General features: G+C 40.2%; 21 protein-coding genes. 3 read left to right on the top strand and 18 right to left on the bottom strand.

Translation table 11 applies throughout. The features are described 5' to 3' along the window. Positions 1-15: 15 nt before the first annotated feature. Entirely contained in the window at positions 16-396 is a 381-nt protein-coding gene (locus tag O0V13_RS14990) for a VOC family protein (protein WP_268035778.1), read from the bottom strand. A 47-nt stretch (positions 397-443) separates the two neighbouring features. After that, positions 444-1,433 (bottom strand): 6-bladed beta-propeller, encoded by a 990-nt coding sequence (locus O0V13_RS14985; protein WP_268035777.1) that lies wholly within the window; start codon positions 1,431-1,433, stop codon positions 444-446. A gap of 218 nt (positions 1,434-1,651) precedes the next feature. On the opposite strand from O0V13_RS14985, the gene O0V13_RS14980 reads away from it, so the two are divergent. Beyond that, the gene (locus O0V13_RS14980) at positions 1,652-2,479 is read left to right on the top strand and encodes a sugar phosphate isomerase/epimerase family protein (RefSeq protein WP_268035776.1); all 828 of its coding nucleotides are present in this window, start codon (positions 1,652-1,654) and stop codon (positions 2,477-2,479) included. A 42-nt stretch (positions 2,480-2,521) separates the two neighbouring features. Here the strand turns inward: O0V13_RS14980 and O0V13_RS14975 are convergent, their stop codons facing one another. From O0V13_RS14975 to O0V13_RS14965, 3 genes are read right to left on the bottom strand one after another with little or no spacing between them, the layout of a single operon-like run. Beyond that, a complete protein-coding gene (locus O0V13_RS14975; RefSeq protein WP_268035775.1) occupies positions 2,522-3,817 on the bottom strand; it encodes a TRAP transporter large permease in 1,296 nt (431 codons plus the stop codon). A 1-nt stretch (position 3,818) separates the two neighbouring features. After that, positions 3,819-4,307, bottom strand: a complete 489-nt coding sequence (locus tag O0V13_RS14970) for a TRAP transporter small permease (protein ID WP_268035774.1) — start codon at positions 4,305-4,307, stop codon at positions 3,819-3,821. Positions 4,308-4,321: 14 nt separating this feature from the next. Beyond that, on the bottom strand, positions 4,322-5,215 hold the full coding sequence (locus O0V13_RS14965) for a TRAP transporter substrate-binding protein (RefSeq protein ID WP_326492735.1): 894 nt from the start codon (positions 5,213-5,215) through the stop codon (positions 4,322-4,324). A gap of 321 nt (positions 5,216-5,536) precedes the next feature. On the opposite strand from O0V13_RS14965, the gene O0V13_RS14960 reads away from it, so the two are divergent. Then, positions 5,537-7,183 carry a UxaA family hydrolase gene (locus O0V13_RS14960; RefSeq protein WP_268035772.1) on the top strand — a complete coding sequence of 549 codons (1,647 nt, stop codon included), beginning with the start codon at positions 5,537-5,539 and terminating at the stop codon, positions 7,181-7,183. On the opposite strand, the gene O0V13_RS14955 is transcribed toward O0V13_RS14960, so the two are convergent. Genes O0V13_RS14955 through O0V13_RS14935 form a run of 5 tightly spaced genes read right to left on the bottom strand, consistent with a single transcriptional unit; the run spans position 7,180 to position 12,091 of the window. Then, positions 7,180-8,211 carry a Gfo/Idh/MocA family protein gene (locus tag O0V13_RS14955; protein ID WP_268035771.1) on the bottom strand — a complete coding sequence of 344 codons (1,032 nt, stop codon included), beginning with the start codon at positions 8,209-8,211 and terminating at the stop codon, positions 7,180-7,182. The two genes, O0V13_RS14960 and O0V13_RS14955, sit on opposite strands and share 4 nt — an antisense overlap. Beyond that, on the bottom strand, positions 8,208-9,221 hold the full coding sequence (gene yiaK / locus O0V13_RS14950; RefSeq protein ID WP_268035770.1) for a 3-dehydro-L-gulonate 2-dehydrogenase: 1,014 nt from the start codon (positions 9,219-9,221) through the stop codon (positions 8,208-8,210). Before yiaK ends, O0V13_RS14955 begins: the two co-directional genes overlap by 4 nt. Positions 9,222-9,263: 42 nt before the next feature. Further along, complete coding sequence (locus O0V13_RS14945) at positions 9,264-9,647, bottom strand: VOC family protein (RefSeq protein ID WP_268035769.1); 384 nt, start codon at positions 9,645-9,647, stop codon at positions 9,264-9,266. A gap of 10 nt (positions 9,648-9,657) precedes the next feature. Continuing rightward, positions 9,658-10,416 (bottom strand): rhamnogalacturonan acetylesterase, encoded by a 759-nt coding sequence (locus O0V13_RS14940; protein WP_268035768.1) that lies wholly within the window; start codon positions 10,414-10,416, stop codon positions 9,658-9,660. Between the two features lies 1 nt (position 10,417). Beyond that, positions 10,418-12,091: a glycoside hydrolase family 28 protein gene (locus O0V13_RS14935; RefSeq protein ID WP_268035767.1), complete on the bottom strand. Its 1,674-nt coding sequence runs from the start codon at positions 12,089-12,091 to the stop codon at positions 10,418-10,420. A gap of 577 nt (positions 12,092-12,668) precedes the next feature. On the opposite strand from O0V13_RS14935, the gene O0V13_RS14930 reads away from it, so the two are divergent. Further along, on the top strand, positions 12,669-14,063 hold the full coding sequence (locus tag O0V13_RS14930) for a tagaturonate reductase (protein ID WP_268035766.1): 1,395 nt from the start codon (positions 12,669-12,671) through the stop codon (positions 14,061-14,063). Here O0V13_RS14930 and O0V13_RS14925 read toward each other — a convergent pair. The 8 genes from O0V13_RS14925 to rpsT all read right to left on the bottom strand — a co-directional run bounded on the left by O0V13_RS14925 (position 14,060) and on the right by rpsT (position 21,288). After that, positions 14,060-14,824 (bottom strand): zinc-dependent peptidase, encoded by a 765-nt coding sequence (locus O0V13_RS14925; protein WP_268035765.1) that lies wholly within the window; start codon positions 14,822-14,824, stop codon positions 14,060-14,062. The two genes, O0V13_RS14930 and O0V13_RS14925, sit on opposite strands and share 4 nt — an antisense overlap. 51 nt (positions 14,825-14,875) lie before the next feature. Then, positions 14,876-16,441, bottom strand: a complete 1,566-nt coding sequence (rny, locus tag O0V13_RS14920; RefSeq protein ID WP_268035764.1) for a ribonuclease Y — start codon at positions 16,439-16,441, stop codon at positions 14,876-14,878. A 70-nt stretch (positions 16,442-16,511) separates the two neighbouring features. After that, positions 16,512-16,796 carry a cell division protein ZapA gene (locus O0V13_RS14915; RefSeq protein ID WP_268035763.1) on the bottom strand — a complete coding sequence of 95 codons (285 nt, stop codon included), beginning with the start codon at positions 16,794-16,796 and terminating at the stop codon, positions 16,512-16,514. A 1-nt stretch (position 16,797) separates the two neighbouring features. Beyond that, positions 16,798-17,082, bottom strand: a complete 285-nt coding sequence (locus O0V13_RS14910; RefSeq protein ID WP_268035762.1) for a hypothetical protein — start codon at positions 17,080-17,082, stop codon at positions 16,798-16,800. Positions 17,083-17,086: 4 nt separating this feature from the next. Further along, a complete protein-coding gene (pheT, locus tag O0V13_RS14905) occupies positions 17,087-19,501 on the bottom strand; it encodes a phenylalanine--tRNA ligase subunit beta (RefSeq protein ID WP_268035761.1) in 2,415 nt (804 codons plus the stop codon). Positions 19,502-19,616: 115 nt separating this feature from the next. Then, entirely contained in the window at positions 19,617-20,234 is a 618-nt protein-coding gene (locus O0V13_RS14900; protein WP_268035760.1) for a DUF1684 domain-containing protein, read from the bottom strand. A 3-nt stretch (positions 20,235-20,237) separates the two neighbouring features. Then, positions 20,238-20,933 (bottom strand): RadC family protein, encoded by a 696-nt coding sequence (radC, locus tag O0V13_RS14895; RefSeq protein ID WP_268035759.1) that lies wholly within the window; start codon positions 20,931-20,933, stop codon positions 20,238-20,240. Positions 20,934-21,033: 100 nt separating this feature from the next. After that, positions 21,034-21,288: a 30S ribosomal protein S20 gene (rpsT, locus tag O0V13_RS14890; protein ID WP_268035758.1), complete on the bottom strand. Its 255-nt coding sequence runs from the start codon at positions 21,286-21,288 to the stop codon at positions 21,034-21,036. Between the last annotated feature and the right edge of the window lie 42 nt (positions 21,289-21,330).

Here is a 21,330-nt window from a genome sequence, read left to right as displayed (position 1 = left end):
TTAAATATTTCCTTTTTATGCTCTGGAATGGATAGCAATTCGATTCCCTTCCGAATCAAAAAACACTCCCATATATCCAATATCTTCAGCAATTAATCGCTTTGGAATTTGAACTTTCCCACCAGCTGCTTCGACCCTTCCCAACTCAACTTCACAATTTTCTGAAGAGAAATAAATCAAACATCCAGCATGCTCACTGGTGCTATAGAATTGCTCATGATAAACAAGACTACCACCAGCTCCTTTCGAATTTTCATCCATAGGAAACCAAGCCATTTGAAAATCACCCATTACTTGCTTATTCAATTGACAAGCAAATACATTTTCATAAAATCTAATGGCCCGATCCATATCTTTTACTGGGACCTCAAACCATCCAACTGTTACTGAACTCATAATATTTTGGGTTAAAATGTTGAAAAACACTCTGCAAACCCAAATCCTTAGACTCGGGTAAGCTTTATCGGATATGTCTTACCCGCATTCCATTGGCAGACATATATATTTTCATCCTGGTCAATACACACATCATGGCAATGCTTGAAGACAGGCTCATTCTGTACCATCAATTGCAATTCGCCATTTTTATATTCAGGGGCAGTCCCCCCTGGATTTGAAACCACTTTGTTGTTTTTATCCAAAATTGTCACAAAGCCTGAATCCGGCATCTGCTCCAAATATTTCAACCTTGACCAGCAAACTCCTGCATATAGATTTTCTCCGTGAATCACAGGCCGGCATACAAATGCTCCCGGCAAAAACATGGTTTCGATATATTCCCCATCCATGGTAAATCTTTTGAAGGAATTATGTCCACGAGACGTACAAATCAAAGTTGGAGCTGCACCTCCACGCTGATCTACTGTGATTCCATGAGCAGTTTTGAATTGTGTATCACCATGGCCATCTCCTCCGAATTTGCGGATGAAATTGCCATCAGAATCATAATGAAGAAAATATTGGGAGCCATAGCCATCAGCGATATATAAGTCACCATTTGGTGCAACAGTGGTCTCTGTTGGAGTCCACCTCATGTCCTCAGAATAAATCCCAACTTCTTTTGGACTCTTAATTTCAGTAATGATTTTACCATCCAAAGTGGTTTTCAATACTCTTCCTCCATTGTCCACTACCCAAAGGTACTCCGCATCCCCTTCATCCACCAGAGTCAGACCATGAGCAGATTTCAATCCCAAAGTCCAAGTATCCAAAAGCTTTCCTGATTGATCATAGATAATCACATTATTTTTCGCCTCATCCGTCAACATGATCATTCTACCTTTCCGATCCATCACCATTTCATGGCAATTGACAACAGGAACTTTGGTAGGATCCAGATTACCCCACTTCATATCGACTTTGTAAGTAAAGTCGCCATGACCTAGGATTTGATCTTGTTTTTCGAAAAGGCTGAAATCGGGTTTAATGCTCATAGCTAATCCTATTAAGGAGGAATTTTGAATAAATTTTCTTCTAGAGTTCATAAAGATTTTAAGGGTAATCGAATTTTCAGAATAATTCTCAATATGAAAAATAGGAAGAAAAGGAAGAAAAATTATCGTTTTAGCGGTTTATCTTATTGCTGAACACTTCAAATTAATATTGCATTTAAAAAATCGCTAGATTGATTCTTCCCAAAATCAACCTAATCATGAAACTAAAAAGAATCTTTTTTTCACTTCTATTTTGCTTACCATTAAGCTTAACTGCCCAGCAAGTAGCGCTTCAACTTTATTCCTTGAGAAATGAAATGCCAAATGATCCTGCCAAATACCTTCAAGAGGTTTCTTCATGGGGTATTCATGCTTTGGAAGGAGGAGGTGGATATGGACTTTCTGATACCGAATATCTAGAGCTCCTTCAAAAAAACAACTTAAGCATTGTCGGAATAGGTGCTGATTACAATCAATTGACCAAAACACTCCAACCCATCATTGAAGAAGCAAAAAAATATGGCGCCAAATACGTCACTTGCTACTGGATACCGCACGCAGATGGCCCGATTTCATTAGATGAGATCAAGATCTCCACTGCTTTGTTCAACCAAGTTGGTAAGGAATTAAAGGAACATAATCTCACATTTTTATACCACCCTCATGGATATGAATTTGGACCAAATGGCAAAGGTGTAGTGTTGGATTACATGCTGGAGAATGCGGAAGATTTTGCATTCAACATGGATGTTTTTTGGGTCAAAATGGGTGGAGGAGACCCCTTGAAAATCATGAAAAAATACAAGGGCAAATTTCCAATGCTTCATCTCAAAGACAGACTGATTGGTACTCCAGGCTCCAAAAATGGACAAGGAGATGTAGAAACCAATGTGGTTTTGGGTACTGGTGATGTCGAAATCGCCAAGATTATCAAAGAGGCAAAAAAGCAAAAAACCGTCTATTTGGTCATTGAAGATGAAAGCAGCCGCTCAGTAAAACAAATCCCACAATCCGTCGCTTTTATCAAACAGGAATTGAAGAAGTAAAGAATAAAAAAGGCTGAGAAAGTAAATCTCAGCCTTGATTTTTTAAACCCCAAATACTCGAGGCAGCCAAAGTGATATTTCCGGAAATGCCATGATCAAGATCAATGCAACTACCATTGCGAAAAAGAACGGCAACAAAGGCTTGATTACTTTTTGGATACTTGTCTGAGCGACTCCTACCCCAATAAAAAGAATGGATCCAACTGGTGGGGTACACAAGCCAATACAAAGGTTTAAAACCATCATAATCCCAAAGTGTACCGGATCAACTCCCAAAGCTGTCACCACCGGTAAAAAGATTGGGGTAAAGATCAATACTGCAGGAGTCATGTCCATAAACACCCCTACAAACAATAAGATTAAATTGATCATGATCAGAATCACGAAAATATTGTCGCTCAAGGATAACAATGAATTAGAAATGCTTTGAGGAATTTCTTCCGCTGACATCACCCAAGACATCGCCATGGAAGTAGCAATCAATAGCATTACAACCGCTGTAGTCTCAGCAGACTTCAACAAAACAGCTGGTAAGTCTTTTACTTTTAATTCCCTGTATATCAAAGAAAGCCCCAAAGCGTACAAAACAGCAATTGCAGACGCCTCCGTAGCTGTAAACACCCCAGCGATAATACCTCCAATAACAACGATCAAAAGGAATAAACTAGGAATCGCTTTCCAGAATGTGGATAAAACTTGCTTAAATGTCGAGGCTTCTCCTGAAGGAAGCTTTTTGATTTTAACCATTATGGCTGCAGTGATCATGAGCATAACTCCAACCAATAAGCCTGGTAAATAGCCTGCCACAAACAATGCGGCAACTGAAACGCCTCCTGAAGCCAATGAATAGACGATCAAAACATTAGAAGGCGGGATAATCAAGCCTGTTGTAGAGGAAGTAATATTCACTGCGGCTCCCAATTCTTTTGGATAACCTTCTTTCTCCATTCTTTTACCTAAGATCCCTCCCATTGAAGAGGCTGCGGCTACAGCAGATCCAGCAATCGCTCCCATCAGCATAGCTGCAATCACATTCACATGCAATAATCCACCCGGAAGTCTGCCTGTAATTGCTTTTGCAAAGTCTATCAATCGATTGGCTATCCCTCCCCGGTTCATGAGCTCTCCTGCGAGTATGAAAAAGGGAATTGCCAGCAATGAAAAACTATCTAATCCCGTTCCCATACGCTGTGCGATGGTGGTCATTGCAGGTAAAGTCGAAACTGTAACCAACAAAGTCAAAAGACTGGAAAGCCCCAAACTCCAAGCTACGGGAACACCTATTCCCAAAAAGAACAGAAAAGAAATAACTAGAACTAAAATACTTAAGGTCTCCATTTTAACTGTTTTTTAGCTCTTTGTTCAACATAACAATTCTACTGATCTGGTAATAAATCACCAGCAATCCACTGAATGGAATCACCACATACACATAAGCCAAAGGAATCTGCAAGGCAGCGGAATTTTGCCCTAAAATGAATGTGATATACACTAAGTTTATCCCTCCAACTACCATAGCTGCCAAGGCAAACAGCATCACAAAAACATGAATCAGCATTTGAGTTTTGATTCGATTGGTGGGATTCATTTTTGATAAAGCAATATCAATAGCCAAGTGCTCATCTTTGCCAGCTACATAAGCAGCTCCGAGCATCCCTACCCATATCAACATGTACCTAGCAAGCTCATCTGTAAATGAGCTTGGGTCATTCAAAATATACCTTGAGCCTACTTGCCAAGAAACATTGAGCACCATTAATGCCATCAAGAGGATCAAAAACACCTCTATCCAGCGGTCAATTGTATTTTTTATACTGGAAGAAAACATTCCTTTTGGATTTATTATTGTACTTCTCGGATTGCCTGCACGATCTCATAGATTTCAGGCTGCTCAACTTTCAGTTGATCATATACCCCTTCTACAGCCTTTCGGAAAGGTTCTTTGTCCGGATGAGTGATTGTAACACCTGCTTTTTCCAATTCTCGCAAAGATTCCGCAGTGGATTCAGCCCAAAGTTTCTTCTCATGAGCTGCAGACTCATAAGCTGCTTCCTGCACCCATTCTTGCTCCTGTGGGCTCAATAGATTCCAAACCTTCGTGCTAATAATTACCACATCAGGAATTGCTGTATGTTCATCTAGGCTATAAAATTTACATACCTCGTAGTGCTTGGAATTGTAAAAACTAGGTGCATTGTTTTCTGCGGCATCCACTATTCCCTGTTGCAAAGCCGTATAGAGCTCACCATAAGAAACCGGTGTGGGAGAACCTCCCATAGCTTTTACCATGTTGGAAGCAGTCTGGCTTTCCATTACTCGGACTTTCAAGCCTGCCAAATCCGCTGGTGTCTCAACTGGCTTATCCTTGGTATAAAAGCTTCGCTTTCCTGCGTCATAATAACATAAGCCTCTCAACCAATATTCCTCTCCATCCAAAAGGAGTTGTCTTCCAATATCACCGTTGAGAATTTTTTCTTGGTGGTCATCATCTCTAAAAAGATATGGCATTCCAAACACCTGCATGGTAGGAGCAAAACCTTCCAAGGCGGAAGCAGAAACTTTGGTCATTCCCAAACTACCTATCTGAAGAAGTTCCAGAAGTTCTCTTTCTGTTCCTAATTGCTGATTTGGGTAGACCTTGACGATGATTTGTCCATCAGATTTTTTCTCAATTTGCTCCGCCAAATAAAGCATGGCAGCATGCACGGGATGGGAGGTAACTTGGGCATGGCCCATTTTGATAATCTTTTTAGTCTGAGGCCCTTGACAGGCTCCAATCACAACTAAAAGAAAACAAATAAGAAGGTTACGAATTTGGGGTTTATGATGCATAAAAGTTCAACTACTCTTCAACAAGTATAACTTTTTCTGAGCGGAAAAACCCGAAGAATTACGGAAACGATTGTTTTTATTTAATAATAGTCCGAATTGCCTATTGTTGGGTAAAATCAACTGTAGGGAACATCTTTTGATATATTTTTCAAAAATTTCAAAAAAATAAAAGACCTTTAGGGGCTGAACTAAAACCTCAACCCAACCTATTTTGCCAAATATTATATGAGCAAGGAAAGTTTGCAAATACATCCAAGTGACAATGTGTTAGTGGCCCTTAGAGATTTGGACGCAGGGAGTACATTGACTTTTGGAGATTCTCAATTAACATTAAAAGATCACATCGCTGCCAAACATAAACTTTCTCTTCAGGATCTTGAGCCGGGAGATGAAATCATTATGTATGGCATCACAGTAGGCAAAGCTTTGGAAAACATTGAAGCTGGAAGTGCCTTGACTATTGAAAATATCGCCCATAAAACCACTGCCTTCGGAGAAAAGTCTGCAGATCTGGACTGGATCAAGCCAGACATCAGCCGATTCAAGGACAAAACTTTTATGGGATACCATAGAAATGACGGAAGAGTAGGAACTCGTAATTATTGGGTAGTTATTCCTCTAGTTTTTTGTGAAAACAGAAATGTAGGCGTCATCAAAGAAGCATTTTTGGAAGAGTTGGGTTTTGCCAAAACCAACCCTTACAAAAACTTGGTAAGAGAAATGGCTGACCTTTATAAAAAGGGCAACCAATCTGCTATCGAAAGTCTTGCCTCCGGCCCTTCTGATTCCTCTGCCTCCTCAAGAATTTTCGACAATATTGACGGCATTAAATTCCTCACTCACCAACTAGGTTGTGGTGGAACCCGTCAGGATTCTGAAGCCCTTTGTGCTTTGTTGGCGGGCTATATCGCCAATCCAAATGTGGCAGGAGCCACTATTCTTAGCTTGGGCTGTCAAAATGCAGAGGCAGAAACCCTTTTCGAAAAACTGAATCAATTCAGTCCGAATCATGGAAAGCCAACCCTTCTTTTTGTGCAGCAAAATGAAGGAACAGAAGCTCAAATGTTGACCAAGGCTATCAAGAGCACTTTCTTGGAGCTCACCAAAGTCAATGAGCAAAAGAGAAAACCGGCACAATTGAACCATTTGGTGATGGGACTTGAATGTGGTGGATCAGATGGATTCTCTGGAATCTCTGCCAATCCAGCAGTAGGATACGCTTCAGACTTGTTGGTAACACTTGGTGGAAGCACTGTTCTATCTGAATTCCCTGAACTTTGCGGTGTAGAACAAGAATTGATCAACAGATGTGTGGATGATGAAAAGGCTGAAAAATTCGCTCATTTGATGGAATCCTATAATTCTAGAGCCGAAGCTGTAGGATCAGGGTTTGACATGAATCCTTCCCCGGGAAATATCAAAGATGGCTTGATCACAGATGCTATCAAATCTGCAGGAGCAGCCAAAAAAGGTGGTACATCACCAGTTCAAGATGTTTTGGATTATGGAGAATTTGTGAAGAATCCTGGACTTACTTTGCTATGTACTCCTGGAAATGATGTAGAATCTACAACAGCTATGGCAGGTGCCGGATGTAACGTGATCTTGTTTACTACTGGATTGGGAACTCCTACCGGAAACCCTGTCAGCCCGGTTGTGAAAATCTCAAGCAACACTAAATTGGCTACAAAAATGCCTGACATCATCGATATCGATTCAGGAGGAATTATCTCCGGCGAAAAATCCATTCAGGATGTCGGCGAGGAAATTCTGGAATATGTGATCCAAGTAGCAAGCGGTGAAAAACAAACCAAAGCCCAGCAATTGGAGCAAGACGACTTTATCCCTTGGAAAAGAGGAGTTTCCCTTTAATCAATAAAAGGAAACTCAATCGTTTTATTTTGGCGAGAAGATAGGTAGATCCCTCGGATCAATTCTACCGATTTTCTCGCCATTTTTGCGTCTACTTTATTTGGTTTACCTGAATCAAGAGCCTCCAAAAACGTCTTCCACTGGGCCTGATGCAATTGATGCCCAATAGCCATTGGGTCAGCCGCTCCGGAGCCCTCTGCCTCATTTTTAATTTCCAAAGGCCTCTCTCCTTTTATATTCCAGGCAATCAATTTTCCCCCTTCCAAAATCGTGCTTCCTTTACTTCCAAAAACTTCTAGCCTCTCAGGATAACCTGGGTAAAGCGCAGTAGCAGCAGTGATACTTCCCAATGCTCCGGATTTGAATTCCACCATTGCCATGGCCAAATCTTCAGCTTCAATGTCGTGGAATGAAGTTTTCACTTTGGCATTGACAGACTTGACATCCCCGGTAATATTCAACATCAAATCCAATGTATGGATCGCCTGATTGATCAGAGCACCACCTCCATCTCCTTCAATTGTACCCTTGTATTGGCTACCTGCATAGTACTCCTCCGATCGATACCAATTGATATGTGCATTGACCAACAAGAGCTTTCCGAAACTGCCATTTCGGACTCCTTCCACTATTTTTTGATAATCCTCTGAAAATCGGTTTTGGAAAATCACCTCTAGCCTAACATTGTTTTCCTCAGCAACTTTTGCCAACTCATCGGATCGTGACAAAGTCACTTCGATCGGCTTTTCTATGACCAAGTGCTTTCCAGCTTTGGCTGCGGCAATGGAAGGGATCAAGTGATGTCCACTCGGAGAGCAAATGCAAACTATATCCATTCCCGGAGTAGAAAGGAATTGATCCATGTCGGTATCCACTTTCATTTGAAACTTTTCCTCAGCACGCTTTGCAGATTCTGGATTGGGATTAAAAAGTGCCAAAACCTCCGCATTGGTCAAGCCATTTACTGCCTCAATTTGCTTTCCCGTAATTGCACCTGTGCCGACTATTCCTACTCCGTATTTTTTCATGATTCTTTAAATTTTAAAATTTCATTCCAGACTTCCTGATTCACTGGGATTCCAGAGTCTAAATTCATTTGCCTATTTCGAAGGACATTCTCCCCTGGATAAAAAACTTCTTTTCCTTCAAAAACTTGGGAGCTTTTTAGATCCTGAATGATTGATTCAGCTTTGGTTTCTGCCCACTCCTCTAGCTCCAGTTTCTTTGGATCCAAAGCTAAAAACACTTGAGACAAGCCTTTTTCAACCCCAGATTTATCAACCTCATGGGTACTATCACCCCCTGAAAGAATCGAAGCTAATAAATCTAAAACCAAAGACAATCCTGCTCCTTTCCACATTCCTGCAGGCAAAGCCATCTCATTCTCAATAATCACATTGGGATCTTTCGTCAAATTACCATCTGTATCAAAACCTGCTTTATAAGGAGTATTCTTTCCTGCTCGAGCATAATTAGAAAGCTTTCCATAAGCAAATTGAGACATGGCCATATCCAACACAATTGGACCTTTCTTTCTTGGAATGGCCACGATCAAAGGGTTATTCCCGAGCTTTGGTTCACTTCCGCCCCAGGCCGGCATATTGGCTTTGGTGTTGGTGAAGCATATTCCTATTTTCCCTGACTCTATAGCTTGCCAGCCAAAATTTCCTCCTCGCATCCAATGATTGGTTTGCCTCAAAGCCACGCAGCCTATCCCAAAACTCTCAGAGATTTCCAAAGCGCGGGACATTGCGAAACTCGCATTTAAATTTCCCGGCCCCAACTGACCATCCCACCTTTCAAAAACACCAATACTGCTTTCTAAGAATGGTTCCATGTGAGGATTTACATAGCCTTTTTCAATATATTTTAGAAAAACAGGAAACCGATTGATACCATGGGAACGAACACCATCCAGGTCCGTCTTGGCAAACAAATGAGCGCTTTGATTTGCTCTTTCATCAGAAAACCCAAACTGGACCAGGACTTCTTTTATAGTCTGTTGCAATTCATCGTACGAGATCAAAAAATCGCCCATAATTCTTATTTTAAGGAATTTAGAATGAAGCTCAAAGGAAATTTAGATCATCGGAACAGCTCTTTTACAAAGCTGAAGACAAATCCCCCAAGGGTCTCTCAGCATCACCAAATGTGATCCATCTGGCAAAATATCATCAGAAAACTCAGTCGCTCCAGCTTCAATCAACCGTTTTTTATCAGCCGACGGATCTTCAGAAACCAATGCCAGATGAACTGCCAAAGGATGTAATCCTACAAAATCCAAAGTTTCACCTTTGGGATTGCTATAAATCTCCAACATGACCGTCCCGCTATCATCTGCCAAAAAAGTCATAAATGGTGACTCAACCATTTTCTTTTTCACAGTCAAACCCAAATGCTCCTCATACCATAAAGATGTAGCCTGGCTATCAGGTACATTGATAGCAAAATGTTCAAATTTCATTTGTCTTGTTTTAGTCTTTTAAATATTTCACCAATTCCGGCAATTCCCTTTTCAATTCCTCCACTGCTAAATCACTGACCTTAAATGCACCTGTTGGAGAAAGGTGAGTATTGTCTTCTTTTCCTTCGGGGAAAACTGAATAATCTCCCGGTCTATAATGTAAAAACAGCTCTTTGGATTTCTCCTGACCAAATTGTTCAATCAGAGCAATGGTCTTTTTATGGAGTTCTAAAAGTGGGACAGATTTATCTCTTGCCACCTCACGAACCACTACCGAATATTTTCCATGAGTATCTGTCAAAAATCCATTTTGATTAAAACTTCTCCTTGAGATCGGGGTAGCTAACACGGGCTTTCCCCCTTTTTCTCTTACTTCTTTGATAAATCGAGTTAGGTTTTGGCGAAAAGTGGAATCGGCATAGGCGTCTTTATCTTCTTTATTGATTTTCTCGTCATTGTGCCCAAATTCGATAATCACATAGTCTCCGGCTTTCAGCCTATCCATCACTGTATCCCATCTCCCTTCTGCTCTAAAACTTGCTGCGCTTCTCCCATTTTTTGCATGGTTTTCAAAGCGAATTCCTTCTTTGAAATAAAGTGGAAAAACCTGTCCCCATCCTTTCTCAGGATTGCTACCTGCATAAGGTTTATCAGCCATGGTCGAATCTCCAACCATGAAAACAGTGATCTCCTTCTGGGGCTCATCACTTTCGAATATGGTGACAACAAAAAGGGAAAATAAAGAAATCAGGATTACAATTAACTTCATATCAATTCATTTTTACTGCATTTGCAGGAAGTCCGGTTCCTTTTAATATCTGGTCTGGTTTAGAAAAATCTGCTTTATCCAACTCTACTTGATTAGAATTATCCAAAACCCACACTGCAGGCTTTCCGTTTTCTTCGAATTTGAACCCGCTGACAGTTACTCTTTGGCTATTATAAATAGTCAGAGGCACCTCATTGGTTCCTAAAATCTTTATATTGATGAGTTCTAGACCTGAAGCATCAATTGCTTTAATCCCATTTTTAGCATCTAAGACAGCGTTTTCCAATCGCACATTTTCCAATTTCATTTCAGGTAGCCCCATAAAAAATGCCGCAGTTTCTGAATCGGTGACTTGGATGTTTTTCATACTGATATTTCTGAAAACGGGAGTTTCTTCAGTCACTGGAATTATATTTTCCTGTCTTTTTTCATCTTCTTCACTTTGGTCTCCTTCTATGATCGGGCTATTTCCTGTGTAGAACATGTTGAACCCGATTGCTTCAGTCGGAATACCAATCATATCTATATTGGAAATCCAAATATTCTCTACAATGCCACCTCGTCCCCGGGTACTTTTGAATCTCAATCCTATATCTGTACCCATGAAAGTACAATTGGATATATGAATATTTTTCACTCCACTGGACATTTCACTACCCACAGTCACTCCTCCATGTCCGTGATAAACCAAGTTATTTTTGATAATAACATTTTCAGTGGGAATTGCCCGATCCCGACCATCCTTGTCCTTACCAGATTTGATACAGATGGCATCATCTCCTACATCAAAGGTATTATTGTAGATCAAAGCATTTTTACAGGATTCCAAATCTAAACCATCTCCATTTTGGGAATACCAAGGATTTCTAATATTCAGATTTCTGATGATCACATCTTCACTCATCAATGGGTGAATGTTCCATGCCGGTGAATTCTGAAATGTAGGACCATCCAAAAGCACACGCTTACTTTCACGGATACTGACCATCACTGGCCTAAGGAAATCTTTCATCTTCTCAAGTTCTTTTCGGTCCTTGATATCAGGTACATTAAAGCTACTACTGGCATGATACCCATCCAAAAATGACTGAGAAGGGTACCAGTTTGTACCCTCGACGATCCCACCTGATTTCACCAAATTGTTCCATTGATTTTCTGTCATTTTATCTCTCTTCACTGCTCTCCAAGCATCTCCACTTCCGTCTATAGTGCCCTTTCCTGTTATGGCGATATTCTCCACCTGATAGGCATTGATGGGGGAAAGACAGCGTACAGTGTTTAGGCCTTCGAAACTTGTATCCACCAATGGATAATCCTCTTTATCCCTACTAAAAATAATCAAAGCTCCATCTTCCAAATGAAGATTAATATTACTCAAAAGTGTGATTGGACCAGTTAGCCAAATTCCTCTGGGAACAATCACCTTTCCACCTCCATTGTTAGAAACTTCCTCTATGGCCAGTTTAAAAGCATCCGAATTTTTGGTCAGACCATCTCCAACTGCCCCAAACTCCACAATGCTTCTATGGAAATCAGGAAAATTGGTTACTTTGACTTTAGGCATCTCAAACTCCACTACCTTATATATATCTTCCAGGTTTTGCTGGGCTTTGACTAGAGGCTGACTGAGAAGTATTATTATGATTAGTATGGAGCTGGTTAATTTTAATTTCATCACTTTGGGTTGTTATTGGTTGTTAATTGGATAGACTCAAATCTTGATGTATCAGCCAAATCTAAACCTATCCAATTCGGCGATTCCACTTTCAATGGAATAGGCAGTTTTAGTAGCAAAGCGACCCACTTTAGCCTCAATCCCTATTCTGTTTAAGTTAAAGGCTTTATTTTAACATTGTGCAATCACTTCCACAAACAGCACAAAAAATTCAATTAAAATTGATTTCAATTCATTTTGGAATGAGATTAGAATTTAGACTCAATCACCAAATTAGCCGAACTCTAAACAAAGGCTGATCGGGAGTTTATTCAATTTGACCTTATTTCTAGATAAATACTTGATATATAAGCACTCACTCCTCACATATGAAAGAATCAATCAACCAGAAATTTTGGGTTGAAATTGTTTTCCAAAAACCAATTTCAACCTATTGATTTGAAACATCTTATTTATTTTCTTATCCATAATTCCGGGCTCATTTGGTTTATTCTAATTTGCAGGACAGTAGACAAACTAGCATCTACTATATTTCCAAAATAATTCTTCCTGCCAATCCTATTAATCATCAAAATTCATGAAAACACTTTCAAAATCAGAAGTAGATTTCACTTTTAGACCTGTCAAAATCCTCCAATATGGTAATGGTAATTTTTTGAGAGCCTTTGCAGATTGGATGATCCAAAAACTGATCGATCAAAACCTATTTGATGGGGGGATTCATACAGTGCAAATTCATTCTCCCAAAGCGGATCCAAAAATGATTGAGCAGGATTGCTTGTTTCATGTGCTAGAGAAAGGGCTGAAAAATGGGAAGGTATTTGAAGACACAACCTTGATTTCCTGTATCCAATCTTATTCTTCCATTTATGAATCTTACGAGGATTATCTGATACTTGGAGAAAACCCGGATTTAAGATTTATCCTTTCCAACACGACAGAATCTGGAATCCAATTTGATTCTGGAGATGATGATTTCAAAGAAATACCAGCAACTTTCCCCGGCAAATTAACTGCATTGCTTTTTCGGAGATTTCAGTTTTTCGATGGAGACTCATCAAAAGGTCTTCACTTTTTACCCTGTGAATTGATTGAGAAAAATGGCAAAAAACTAAAGGAATGTATCCTTCAATATGTAGATCTATGGAAGCTACCAGAAAGCTTTGCAAAGTGGGTTGAAGAAGACTCTTATTTCTATGATACCTTAGTTGATAGAATTGTCCCCGGTTTCCCTAAAGATGGCAGTGATATTGAATTTGAAGACAAGCTTCAGGTGATGGCTGAGCCTTTTCATTTTTGGGCGATCGAAGGACCTGAGAAGATTCAGGAAGAACTTCCTTTCCCGAAAGCTGGACTGGATGTTTCTTTCGTAGATGATTTGACACCTTACAGAACTAGAAAAGTCAGAATCCTCAATGGAGCGCACACTTGTTTGGTGCCTTATGCATATTTGCAGGGCCTGAAAACTGTCCGGGAGTCGGTGGAGCATCCAGAAATTGGCTCATGGCTCAAAGAGCTCATAGCAACAGAGATCGTCCCAATTTTGGATATGGACAAAGGCGAACTTGAGACTTTTGCGAATGCAGTCTTGGAACGATTTGCCAATCCTTTTATCCGTCACGAATTGAAATCCATCGCTTTGAATAGTATCTCAAAGTTTAAAGTTCGAGTTCTCCCTTCAATTCTCGATTTCTACAATCAAAATGGAGCTTGGCCAGAGAAAATGATTACAGCTTTTGCTGCGACGATCTTGTTTTATAAAGGAGATGTAAATGGCGAGACCATGCCTTTGAATGATGCAGCGGAGGTGATTACTTTTTTCGAAGTGGCATGGAAAAATCCTGACAAGAGCAAAATGATCCACTCTATTCTTCAGAATTCCAGCCTATGGGATCAAGATTTAAGTTTGCTTCCAGGGCTTCAGGAGTCTTTGGTACAATCCCTTGAAAAGTTGGAAGAAAAGATAGCTTAGGCTGATTTTAAGGTAATAGGATCTTGACGAAGGAGTTGGACTAGAATATGGTACAACTCCTTTTTTCTTGCCTTGAAATCCTCAGGTCTTTCAAAGAAATTCTCCAAGGCAACAGCAAAAAACTCATCCTCATCTACAGAACCTCTTTCTCTGAAAAAGTCATCGGTTCCATTATGTATATTTTCTTTTTCAGTTTCCGAATGCTTTAAAAAATCTCTCCAAACTCCTGGATGAAGGAAATTGCTTTCCTGATTGTAATGAATTCGATTTTCAAGTTTCAAAGCATGAGCTACTTCATGAACTCCCAGATTCACTCCATCTTGATTGTCTACAAAGCCATTCACAAAACATGACCACGAAAAAACAATCATCCCAAACCTTGGATTGACCTCGCCACGATGATATTGTTTGGAAATGGTCGAGTAATAGGTATCTGGATAGATCAGAATCTTTTTGAAATGACTTAAAAAGACCTTCCAAAACCCGAATGTCACCTGGACAATGGAGGCTCCAATCATCAGTTTCATTTCCATTGAAACCTCTTTCATTCCACCTCTGGGAATGAATTTCTTTTGGGAAATAATCATTTCCAATTTCTTCCGAAACTCTCTTTGGTGTTGTGGTTTGAGCCTGGAATAATATGGAAAGTGCTTTTCCAAAAGCTGTATATCGGAAGGCTTCAACCGATAATGAAAAAGCAGGAAATAGAGACCTTCGAATGCCTCACCGATTAACTGAAGATAACTGGCTTCTAAAAACATAAAAAAAGCAGCTGGTTTTCCAGCTGCTCTAAAATAGTAGTTTTTCTTATTTTATCTGGCATAATTCACTGCTCTCATTTCGCGAATCACAGTGATTTTGATCTGACCAGGATATTGCATTTCTTTCTCGATCTTCTGAGAGATATCAAATGAAAGTTTACCTGCAGTTTGATCGTCTACGTTCTCAGCATCTACTAAAACTCGTAACTCTCTACCTGCCTGCATTGCAAAGCATTTGTTTACTCCATCAAACCCAAGTGCTAGCTCTTCCAGCTCTTTCAATCTTTTGATATAGCTATCCATGATCTCACGTCTAGCACCAGGTCTAGAACCGGAAATCGCATCAGAAGCCTGAACAATTGGAGAAATCATGGAAGTCATCTCAATCTCATCGTGGTGAGCTCCAATCGCATTGCAAACTTCAGGATGCTCTTTGTATCGCTTAGCCAACTCCATACCCAAGATTGCGTGAGGCAATTCTTGCTCTTCTGGCCATACTTTACCGATATCATGAAGTAAGCCAGCTCTCTTCGCCAACTTGGCATTCAAGCCCATTTCAGCAGCCATGGTTGAGGAGAGTTTCGCTACCTCTCTGGAGTGTTGCAATAGGTTTTGACCATAAGAAGATCTGAATCTCATACGGCCAACCATTTTAATCAACTCAGGATGCAAACCATGTACTCCCAAATCGATACAGGTTCTTTCACCGATTTCAACAATCTCTTCTTCGATGTTCTTCTCAGTCTTAGCAACTACTTCTTCGATTCTTGCAGGGTGGATTCTACCATCCTGGACCAATCTATGAAGTGATAATCTTGCGATCTCTCTTCTTACTGGGTCAAAGCCTGAAATAATGATTGCTTCCGGAGTGTCATCCACCACAATCTCAACACCTGTGGCAGATTCCAAAGCACGGATGTTTCTACCTTCACGTCCGATGATTTTCCCTTTGATATCATCACTATCGATATTGAAAACAGACACGCAGTTTTCAACCGCATGCTCAGTAGCAGTTCTCTGGATGGTATCCAAGACAATCTTTTTCGCCTGCTTGGTAGCAGAAAGTTTTGCTTCGTCCAAGATGTCTTTAATCTGAGAAGACGCCTTGGTTTGAGCCTCTTCGGTCAGCATGGTGATCAATTGATCTCTTGCTTCCTCACGAGTCAACCCTGCGATCTTTTCCAGATCTGCAATTCTCTGATTGGTAACTTTGTCCAATTCGTCTTTTTTGACTTGAACAGCATGAAGCTGTGCGTTTAGGTTTTCCTTTTTGGAATCCAACTCAGCTTCTTTTCTTTTCACTTGTTCAAGCTCTTTAGCTACCTGCTGCTCACGTTGCTTGACTTTGTTTTCATTGGTGATGATGATGTTTTTCTTTTTGGACATTTCATCATCAAACTCCGATTTCAGCTTTAGGTACTTTTCTTTCGCCTCAAGGATTTTATCCTTTTTCATGGACTCTGCAGAAATCTCTGCCTCTCTCAACATAGATTTAACTTTGTCGCGAGTCTCTTCTTCTAGTTGCTTGTGTTTATTTTTAATAAAAACGCCCGCAAGCGCAGCTCCTGCACCAAGGCCAACAAGGCCAGCCAGGATAATATATAGTACGTCTCCCATAGGTTGTTTTGGATATAAATGAACCTGTAGGAATCCTGAAAAATTCGGGAAATCAGTGGGATTTTTTCAACTATACAACTTTAGACAAAATGGAATTTATATTAGCGATACTACTGCGAATATGTTCACTATCCTCGGCTGTTACTTCATTGGTTTCTAGGGATTCCACCATGCAATCAAAAGCCACCATGGCTAATAAATCCTGGTTGTCATCCAAACCAAATTCAGTTTTATATTTTCTCAATTTCTCATTGATCAATTTGCCAGCATGGCGGATTTTTGCTTCATCCTCCACTTTGACTCTCATAGGATATTCTCTATCCCCTATTTTGACTCGTATGGCAAGTGTCTCCATATCACTCGGATAAGTAGGTGATCAAATGATCTATTTCTTGTATATAATTATTGATTAATTCACTCATTTCGGCCGAATCCCCTGGATTCACCGGTCGGTTGTCCACAATGTTACTAATTTTAATCTGTTTTTTAAAATGGTCGATTTCCTGCTCCTTCTGTTCCAAATCTGCTGTCATATCCGCCATCTTTTGCTTCAATAGGCTATTTTCTTCAGAAAGCACCTGAAGCTTTTGCCCAGCCTGATAAGCTAGTTTTTCAAGTTTTTGCAGTTCCTCGTGAATCATATTCTTAGGTTCGAATAACAGCGCCTACCTCATTTTGGAAGGCCTGAATCAATTTACTCATTGTTTTATCAATTACCTTATCGGTCAGAGTATTTTCCTGATCCTGTAGATAAAAACTCAACGCATAGGCTTTCTTACCCGCTTCGATTTTATCTCCTTGATAGACATCGAAAACACCAACTCTTTGAAGCAATCTTCCACCTGCTTTTAATGCTACGGATTTTACTGAATCGTAGTTGATAGTTTTATCAATTACCAAAGACAAGTCTCTTCTTACCTCTGGGAATTTGGAGATTTCCTGATATTTTTTCAATCCTGAAGCTTTTTTGCAGATCAAGTCCCAATCCAACTCAGCGAACCAAACTTCTTGACGAACTTCTGCCAACTTCAACATTTTGTCATCTACCAAACCAATTATTCCCAGGTCTTTCTGGCCAAGCATCAACTTCAATCCGTATGCAAATGGCTGAGTTTCTATCATGGAAACATCTCCAATTTGGACACCCAACTTCTCCAGAATCCTTTCTACAGTGGAATACAAATCCGAGAAACCAAAAGCTCTCGCCGGCTCCAACCAACTCTCAGAAGAACGATTCCCACTGTGGAAAATTGCCAATCTCTTGCCTTCTTGATATCCAGATTCTGCTTTTTGATAAACTGTCCCAAATTCAAAAGCCTTGACATCAGTCTGTCTTCTATTGATATTTCTTGCCAAAACTTCCAACCCGCTGAATAGCAAAGTCTGTCTCATGACTCCCAGATCCTCACTCAATTTATTGTAGATCTCTACATTCAATTGTGGATCCAAATATCCAGACTTTTCAGAATAGGATGGTTTGGTTAAGCTATTGGTGATCATCTCATAATACCCCTGTCCAGACAAAATCTCTGAAAGACGATATTGTAATTTGTTCAGATCCTTAACCGGATGATCCGCTAAGAAATCAGTACTCAAATTATCAGAAAGTAATACCTGATGGAAGCCATGAATTCTCAAAACTTCTTCAATGATATCAGCTTCTCTCGTGACATCTACTCTGTAAGGCTTCACAATTGCCTTGAAACCAGCTTCAGTTTCATCAACAACTTGGATATCCAAAGACTCCAGAATAGTCTTCACCTCAAGAGGATCAATTTTCTTTCCGATGAGACGGTTGATGTGACCATATTCTATATCGATCTCAAAATCCGCTACAGGATTAGGGTACAAATCGATGATTTCAGAACTCACTTTTCCTCCTGCAATTTCCTGCAACAATTTCACTGCTTGCTTCAAAGCATAAACAGGCATATTTGGATCTGTTCCTCTTTCAAAACGGAAAGATGCATCTGTTTTCAGACCATGGAACTGAGCGCCTTTACGGATCACATCGGGTGAGAAATAAGCAGACTCCAAGAAAATAGAAGTTGTCTCGTCCGTCACACCAGAACCAATCCCCCCAAAGATCCCGGCGATACACATTCCTCCATTTGGATCACAGATCATCAATTCTTCCCCGGAAAGCTTGCGCTCTTTTTCATCCAAAGTGATGAATTTGGTGTCTTTCGGAAGCTTTTTAACGATGACTTTCCCTTCTGAGATTTTATCCGCATCAAAAGCGTGAAGTGGCTGTCCCAAATCATGTAAAATGAAATTGGTAATATCCACAACATTATTGATCGGCTCTAAATCCAAGGCTTTCAAGAAATCCTGCAACCATTGCGGAGAAGGGGCCACTTTCAAATCAGAAACAACGATTCCAGCATATCTCGGACAGTCATCAGCATTTTCTACCTTAACAGAAATCTTCGGGCCTTCAGCTTCAATTTTGATTTCAGGATCAGCATCTATCACCAAGTCTTTTCCCAAAAGAGCTTTCAAGTCTCTTGAAACTCCCAAATGAGAAGCTGCATCGGCACGGTTTGGAGTCAAACCGATTTCCAAAACCTGATCATGGGTTACCGAAATCAATTCAGATGCAGGAGTACCATTAGGCAAGTCGGTATCCAATACCATAATTCCGTCATGGCTTGTTCCAATTCCTAATTCATCCTCAGCACAGATCATTCCTTGGGAAACTTGTCCTCTGATTTTTGCTTTCTTGATGGTAAATGGATCTCCCTCCGTTGGATACAAAGTTGCACCAACTGTAGCTACCAAAACTTTTTGGCCTTGAGCAACATTGGGAGCACCACAAACGATTTGAGAAGGCTCTTCCTCTCCAATATCGACCGTAGTCAGGCTAAGTTTATCGGCATCGGGATGTTTCACACAAGTCAAAACTTCTCCAATTACAATCCCCTCCAGTCCACCTGGAATGGAAATAAATTCTTCTATCCCTTCTACCTCCAATCCAGATTGGGTCAGCAATGCGCCGATTTCCTCAGGACTTTCAGTTAGTGGGATATATTTTTTTAATCGATTGATAGAAATTTTCATGGAATAATTGGGTTTGGCCAGAAAAAGCTCCGGCCGCATAAACAAAAAGGGTTCGAGAACCCCATTTTACCTTGAAATGCTCACAAATTTAACAGATTTGGAACAGCCTTTCAGGCTAATCTTTGTAATTTTTCTCTCCTGCCTTTACAGAAATGTTCAATAAATTCTCTTTTGGAGGCAAAGGACAGGCGTAATCCGGATTGTATGCGCAATATGGATTGTATGCGAGATTAAAATCTATCGTAATGGAAGTCTTTCCATCTTGTCTCACATTGATATAGCGACCACCGCCATATGTCTCCCGACCGCTGGTCTCGTCAGCAAAGGCCAAGAAGAAATTCCGCATATCTTTTTCATCCACTGACTGAAGGAGCAAAAGACGGTTTGTCTTCCCATTTAATTCAAATTCAGCATAGGAATGCTCAATGTATTTTTCTACTGAGCCATCTGTCATAGGAACTTCACGCATCCGCTTTTCCTCATTAGAAATCAATCGAGCTTTCACTTTATAAAGCGGGTCAACTGGATAGAATTCTAGCTCTTTGAAATTCTGTTTTTGCTCATCAGAAAGTGGCGAATCGATATTGTATCGGATAAACTTGTACTGTCTTTCTCTTTCTGCTTCAATTTTTTCTAAATAAACCTCAGGGTCCTCAGCACTGGTCAACATATAGCCAACTGCGGCAAGGACGACTACTGAAACAAAAATGATTAGGATGGTATTGCTCTTCATAATTTATAGTTCGCCTTCATCGGCGAAGCTAAAATAACCAGTATCTGCAAAAATCACATGATCAAGGACTGGCAAATCCAAAGTACGACCGATTTCCACCAGTCGTTTGGTCAATCTTTTGTCCTGTTCAGAGGGAGTCAAAGAGCCACTGGGGTGATTATGAACCAAAATCATGGACTGAGCCAGATGCTCCAAACCCACTTTAAATACCACTTTTGGATCGACCACTGTACCTGCAGTACCGCCCCGGGAAACCAAATGCTTTTTCATCACTTGGTTAGACCGAGAAAGAAGAACCAGATAAAACATTTCCACTTGCTCATCCATCATTTCAGGCTTCATCAGATTGTAAACATCCGCAGAACTGGTGATTTTCACTTTTTTCTGGGGCTCAGAATCCTTTCTTCTTCGTCCTAATTCCAATGCACTGACTATCGAGATGGCTTTAGCCTCGCCAATCCCTTTGAATTTCTTCAAATCCTGAATACTTAAGCGGGCAAGTAATGCTAAATCATTTTCCACCGACCCCAAAATACTTCGCGAAAGATCAACGGCACTTAAAGAGGCCGTCCCTGAACCTATTAGAATAGCAATCAATTCGGCATCAGAAAGTGCTGATTTGCCTTTTAAAAGTAATTTTTCTCTAGGTCGGTCTTCTTCAGCAAGCTGGCTGATTTTCAAAGAGGAATAAGTCTCCATAGCTTTCAATTAAAAAATTAATCAACTAAAAATACCTAAAATTTAGATATAAAAAAAAACCCCGCAGAGCAGGGTTTTCAATGAAATTTCGTCTCAAGGATTAACCAATAGCGTTAACGAACTTAGCCAATCTTGATTTTTTGTTATTAGCGTTGTTCTTGTGAATCACATTCTTCTTCGCCAATTTATCCAACATAGAAGACACTTTCTTGTACAACTCCATTGCTTCTACTTTATCAGTAGCAGCCTTAAGTCTTTTGATGAAAGTTCTTGTGGTCTTGGCCTGATATCTGTTTCTCAAACGCTTCGCTTCGTTAGCACGAATTCTCTTAAGAGCTGATTTGTGATTTGCCATATCTTGATTTAAATAAAGTTCTTTACGTTCCCCTATACCGAA

This window comes from Algoriphagus sp. PAP.12 (assembly GCF_026652115.1).
Classification (GTDB): domain Bacteria; phylum Bacteroidota; class Bacteroidia; order Cytophagales; family Cyclobacteriaceae; genus Algoriphagus.
Note: the sequence above shows the minus strand (reverse complement) of the source record. Positions and strands in the feature narration are given on the sequence as shown.

What these genes read in the sequence shown, in the direction of transcription:
- O0V13_RS14990 (WP_268035778.1), bottom strand. Translation starts at nt 396, where the DNA reads ATGAGTTCAGTAACAGTTGGATGGTTTGAGGTCCCAGTAAAAGATATG.
- O0V13_RS14985 (WP_268035777.1), bottom strand. Translation starts at nt 1,433, where the DNA reads ATGAGCATTAAACCCGATTTCAGCCTTTTCGAAAAACAAGATCAAATC.
- O0V13_RS14980 (WP_268035776.1), top strand. Translation starts at nt 1,652, where the DNA reads ATGAAACTAAAAAGAATCTTTTTTTCACTTCTATTTTGCTTACCATTA.
- O0V13_RS14975 (WP_268035775.1), bottom strand. Translation starts at nt 3,817, where the DNA reads ATGGAGACCTTAAGTATTTTAGTTCTAGTTATTTCTTTTCTGTTCTTT.
- O0V13_RS14970 (WP_268035774.1), bottom strand. Translation starts at nt 4,307, where the DNA reads ATGTTTTCTTCCAGTATAAAAAATACAATTGACCGCTGGATAGAGGTG.
- O0V13_RS14965 (WP_326492735.1), bottom strand. Translation starts at nt 5,215, where the DNA reads ATGGGCCATGCCCAAGTTACCTCCCATCCCGTGCATGCTGCCATGCTT.
- O0V13_RS14960 (WP_268035772.1), top strand. Translation starts at nt 5,537, where the DNA reads ATGAGCAAGGAAAGTTTGCAAATACATCCAAGTGACAATGTGTTAGTG.
- O0V13_RS14955 (WP_268035771.1), bottom strand. Translation starts at nt 8,211, where the DNA reads ATGAAAAAATACGGAGTAGGAATAGTCGGCACAGGTGCAATTACGGGA.
- yiaK (WP_268035770.1), bottom strand. Translation starts at nt 9,221, where the DNA reads ATGGGCGATTTTTTGATCTCGTACGATGAATTGCAACAGACTATAAAA.
- O0V13_RS14945 (WP_268035769.1), bottom strand. Translation starts at nt 9,647, where the DNA reads ATGAAATTTGAACATTTTGCTATCAATGTACCTGATAGCCAGGCTACA.
- O0V13_RS14940 (WP_268035768.1), bottom strand. Translation starts at nt 10,416, where the DNA reads ATGAAGTTAATTGTAATCCTGATTTCTTTATTTTCCCTTTTTGTTGTC.
- O0V13_RS14935 (WP_268035767.1), bottom strand. Translation starts at nt 12,091, where the DNA reads ATGAAATTAAAATTAACCAGCTCCATACTAATCATAATAATACTTCTC.
- O0V13_RS14930 (WP_268035766.1), top strand. Translation starts at nt 12,669, where the DNA reads ATGAAAACACTTTCAAAATCAGAAGTAGATTTCACTTTTAGACCTGTC.
- O0V13_RS14925 (WP_268035765.1), bottom strand. Translation starts at nt 14,824, where the DNA reads ATGTTTTTAGAAGCCAGTTATCTTCAGTTAATCGGTGAGGCATTCGAA.
- rny (WP_268035764.1), bottom strand. Translation starts at nt 16,441, where the DNA reads ATGGGAGACGTACTATATATTATCCTGGCTGGCCTTGTTGGCCTTGGT.
- O0V13_RS14915 (WP_268035763.1), bottom strand. Translation starts at nt 16,796, where the DNA reads ATGGAGACACTTGCCATACGAGTCAAAATAGGGGATAGAGAATATCCT.
- O0V13_RS14910 (WP_268035762.1), bottom strand. Translation starts at nt 17,082, where the DNA reads ATGATTCACGAGGAACTGCAAAAACTTGAAAAACTAGCTTATCAGGCT.
- pheT (WP_268035761.1), bottom strand. Translation starts at nt 19,501, where the DNA reads ATGAAAATTTCTATCAATCGATTAAAAAAATATATCCCACTAACTGAA.
- O0V13_RS14900 (WP_268035760.1), bottom strand. Translation starts at nt 20,234, where the DNA reads ATGAAGAGCAATACCATCCTAATCATTTTTGTTTCAGTAGTCGTCCTT.
- radC (WP_268035759.1), bottom strand. Translation starts at nt 20,933, where the DNA reads ATGGAGACTTATTCCTCTTTGAAAATCAGCCAGCTTGCTGAAGAAGAC.
- rpsT (WP_268035758.1), bottom strand. Translation starts at nt 21,288, where the DNA reads ATGGCAAATCACAAATCAGCTCTTAAGAGAATTCGTGCTAACGAAGCG.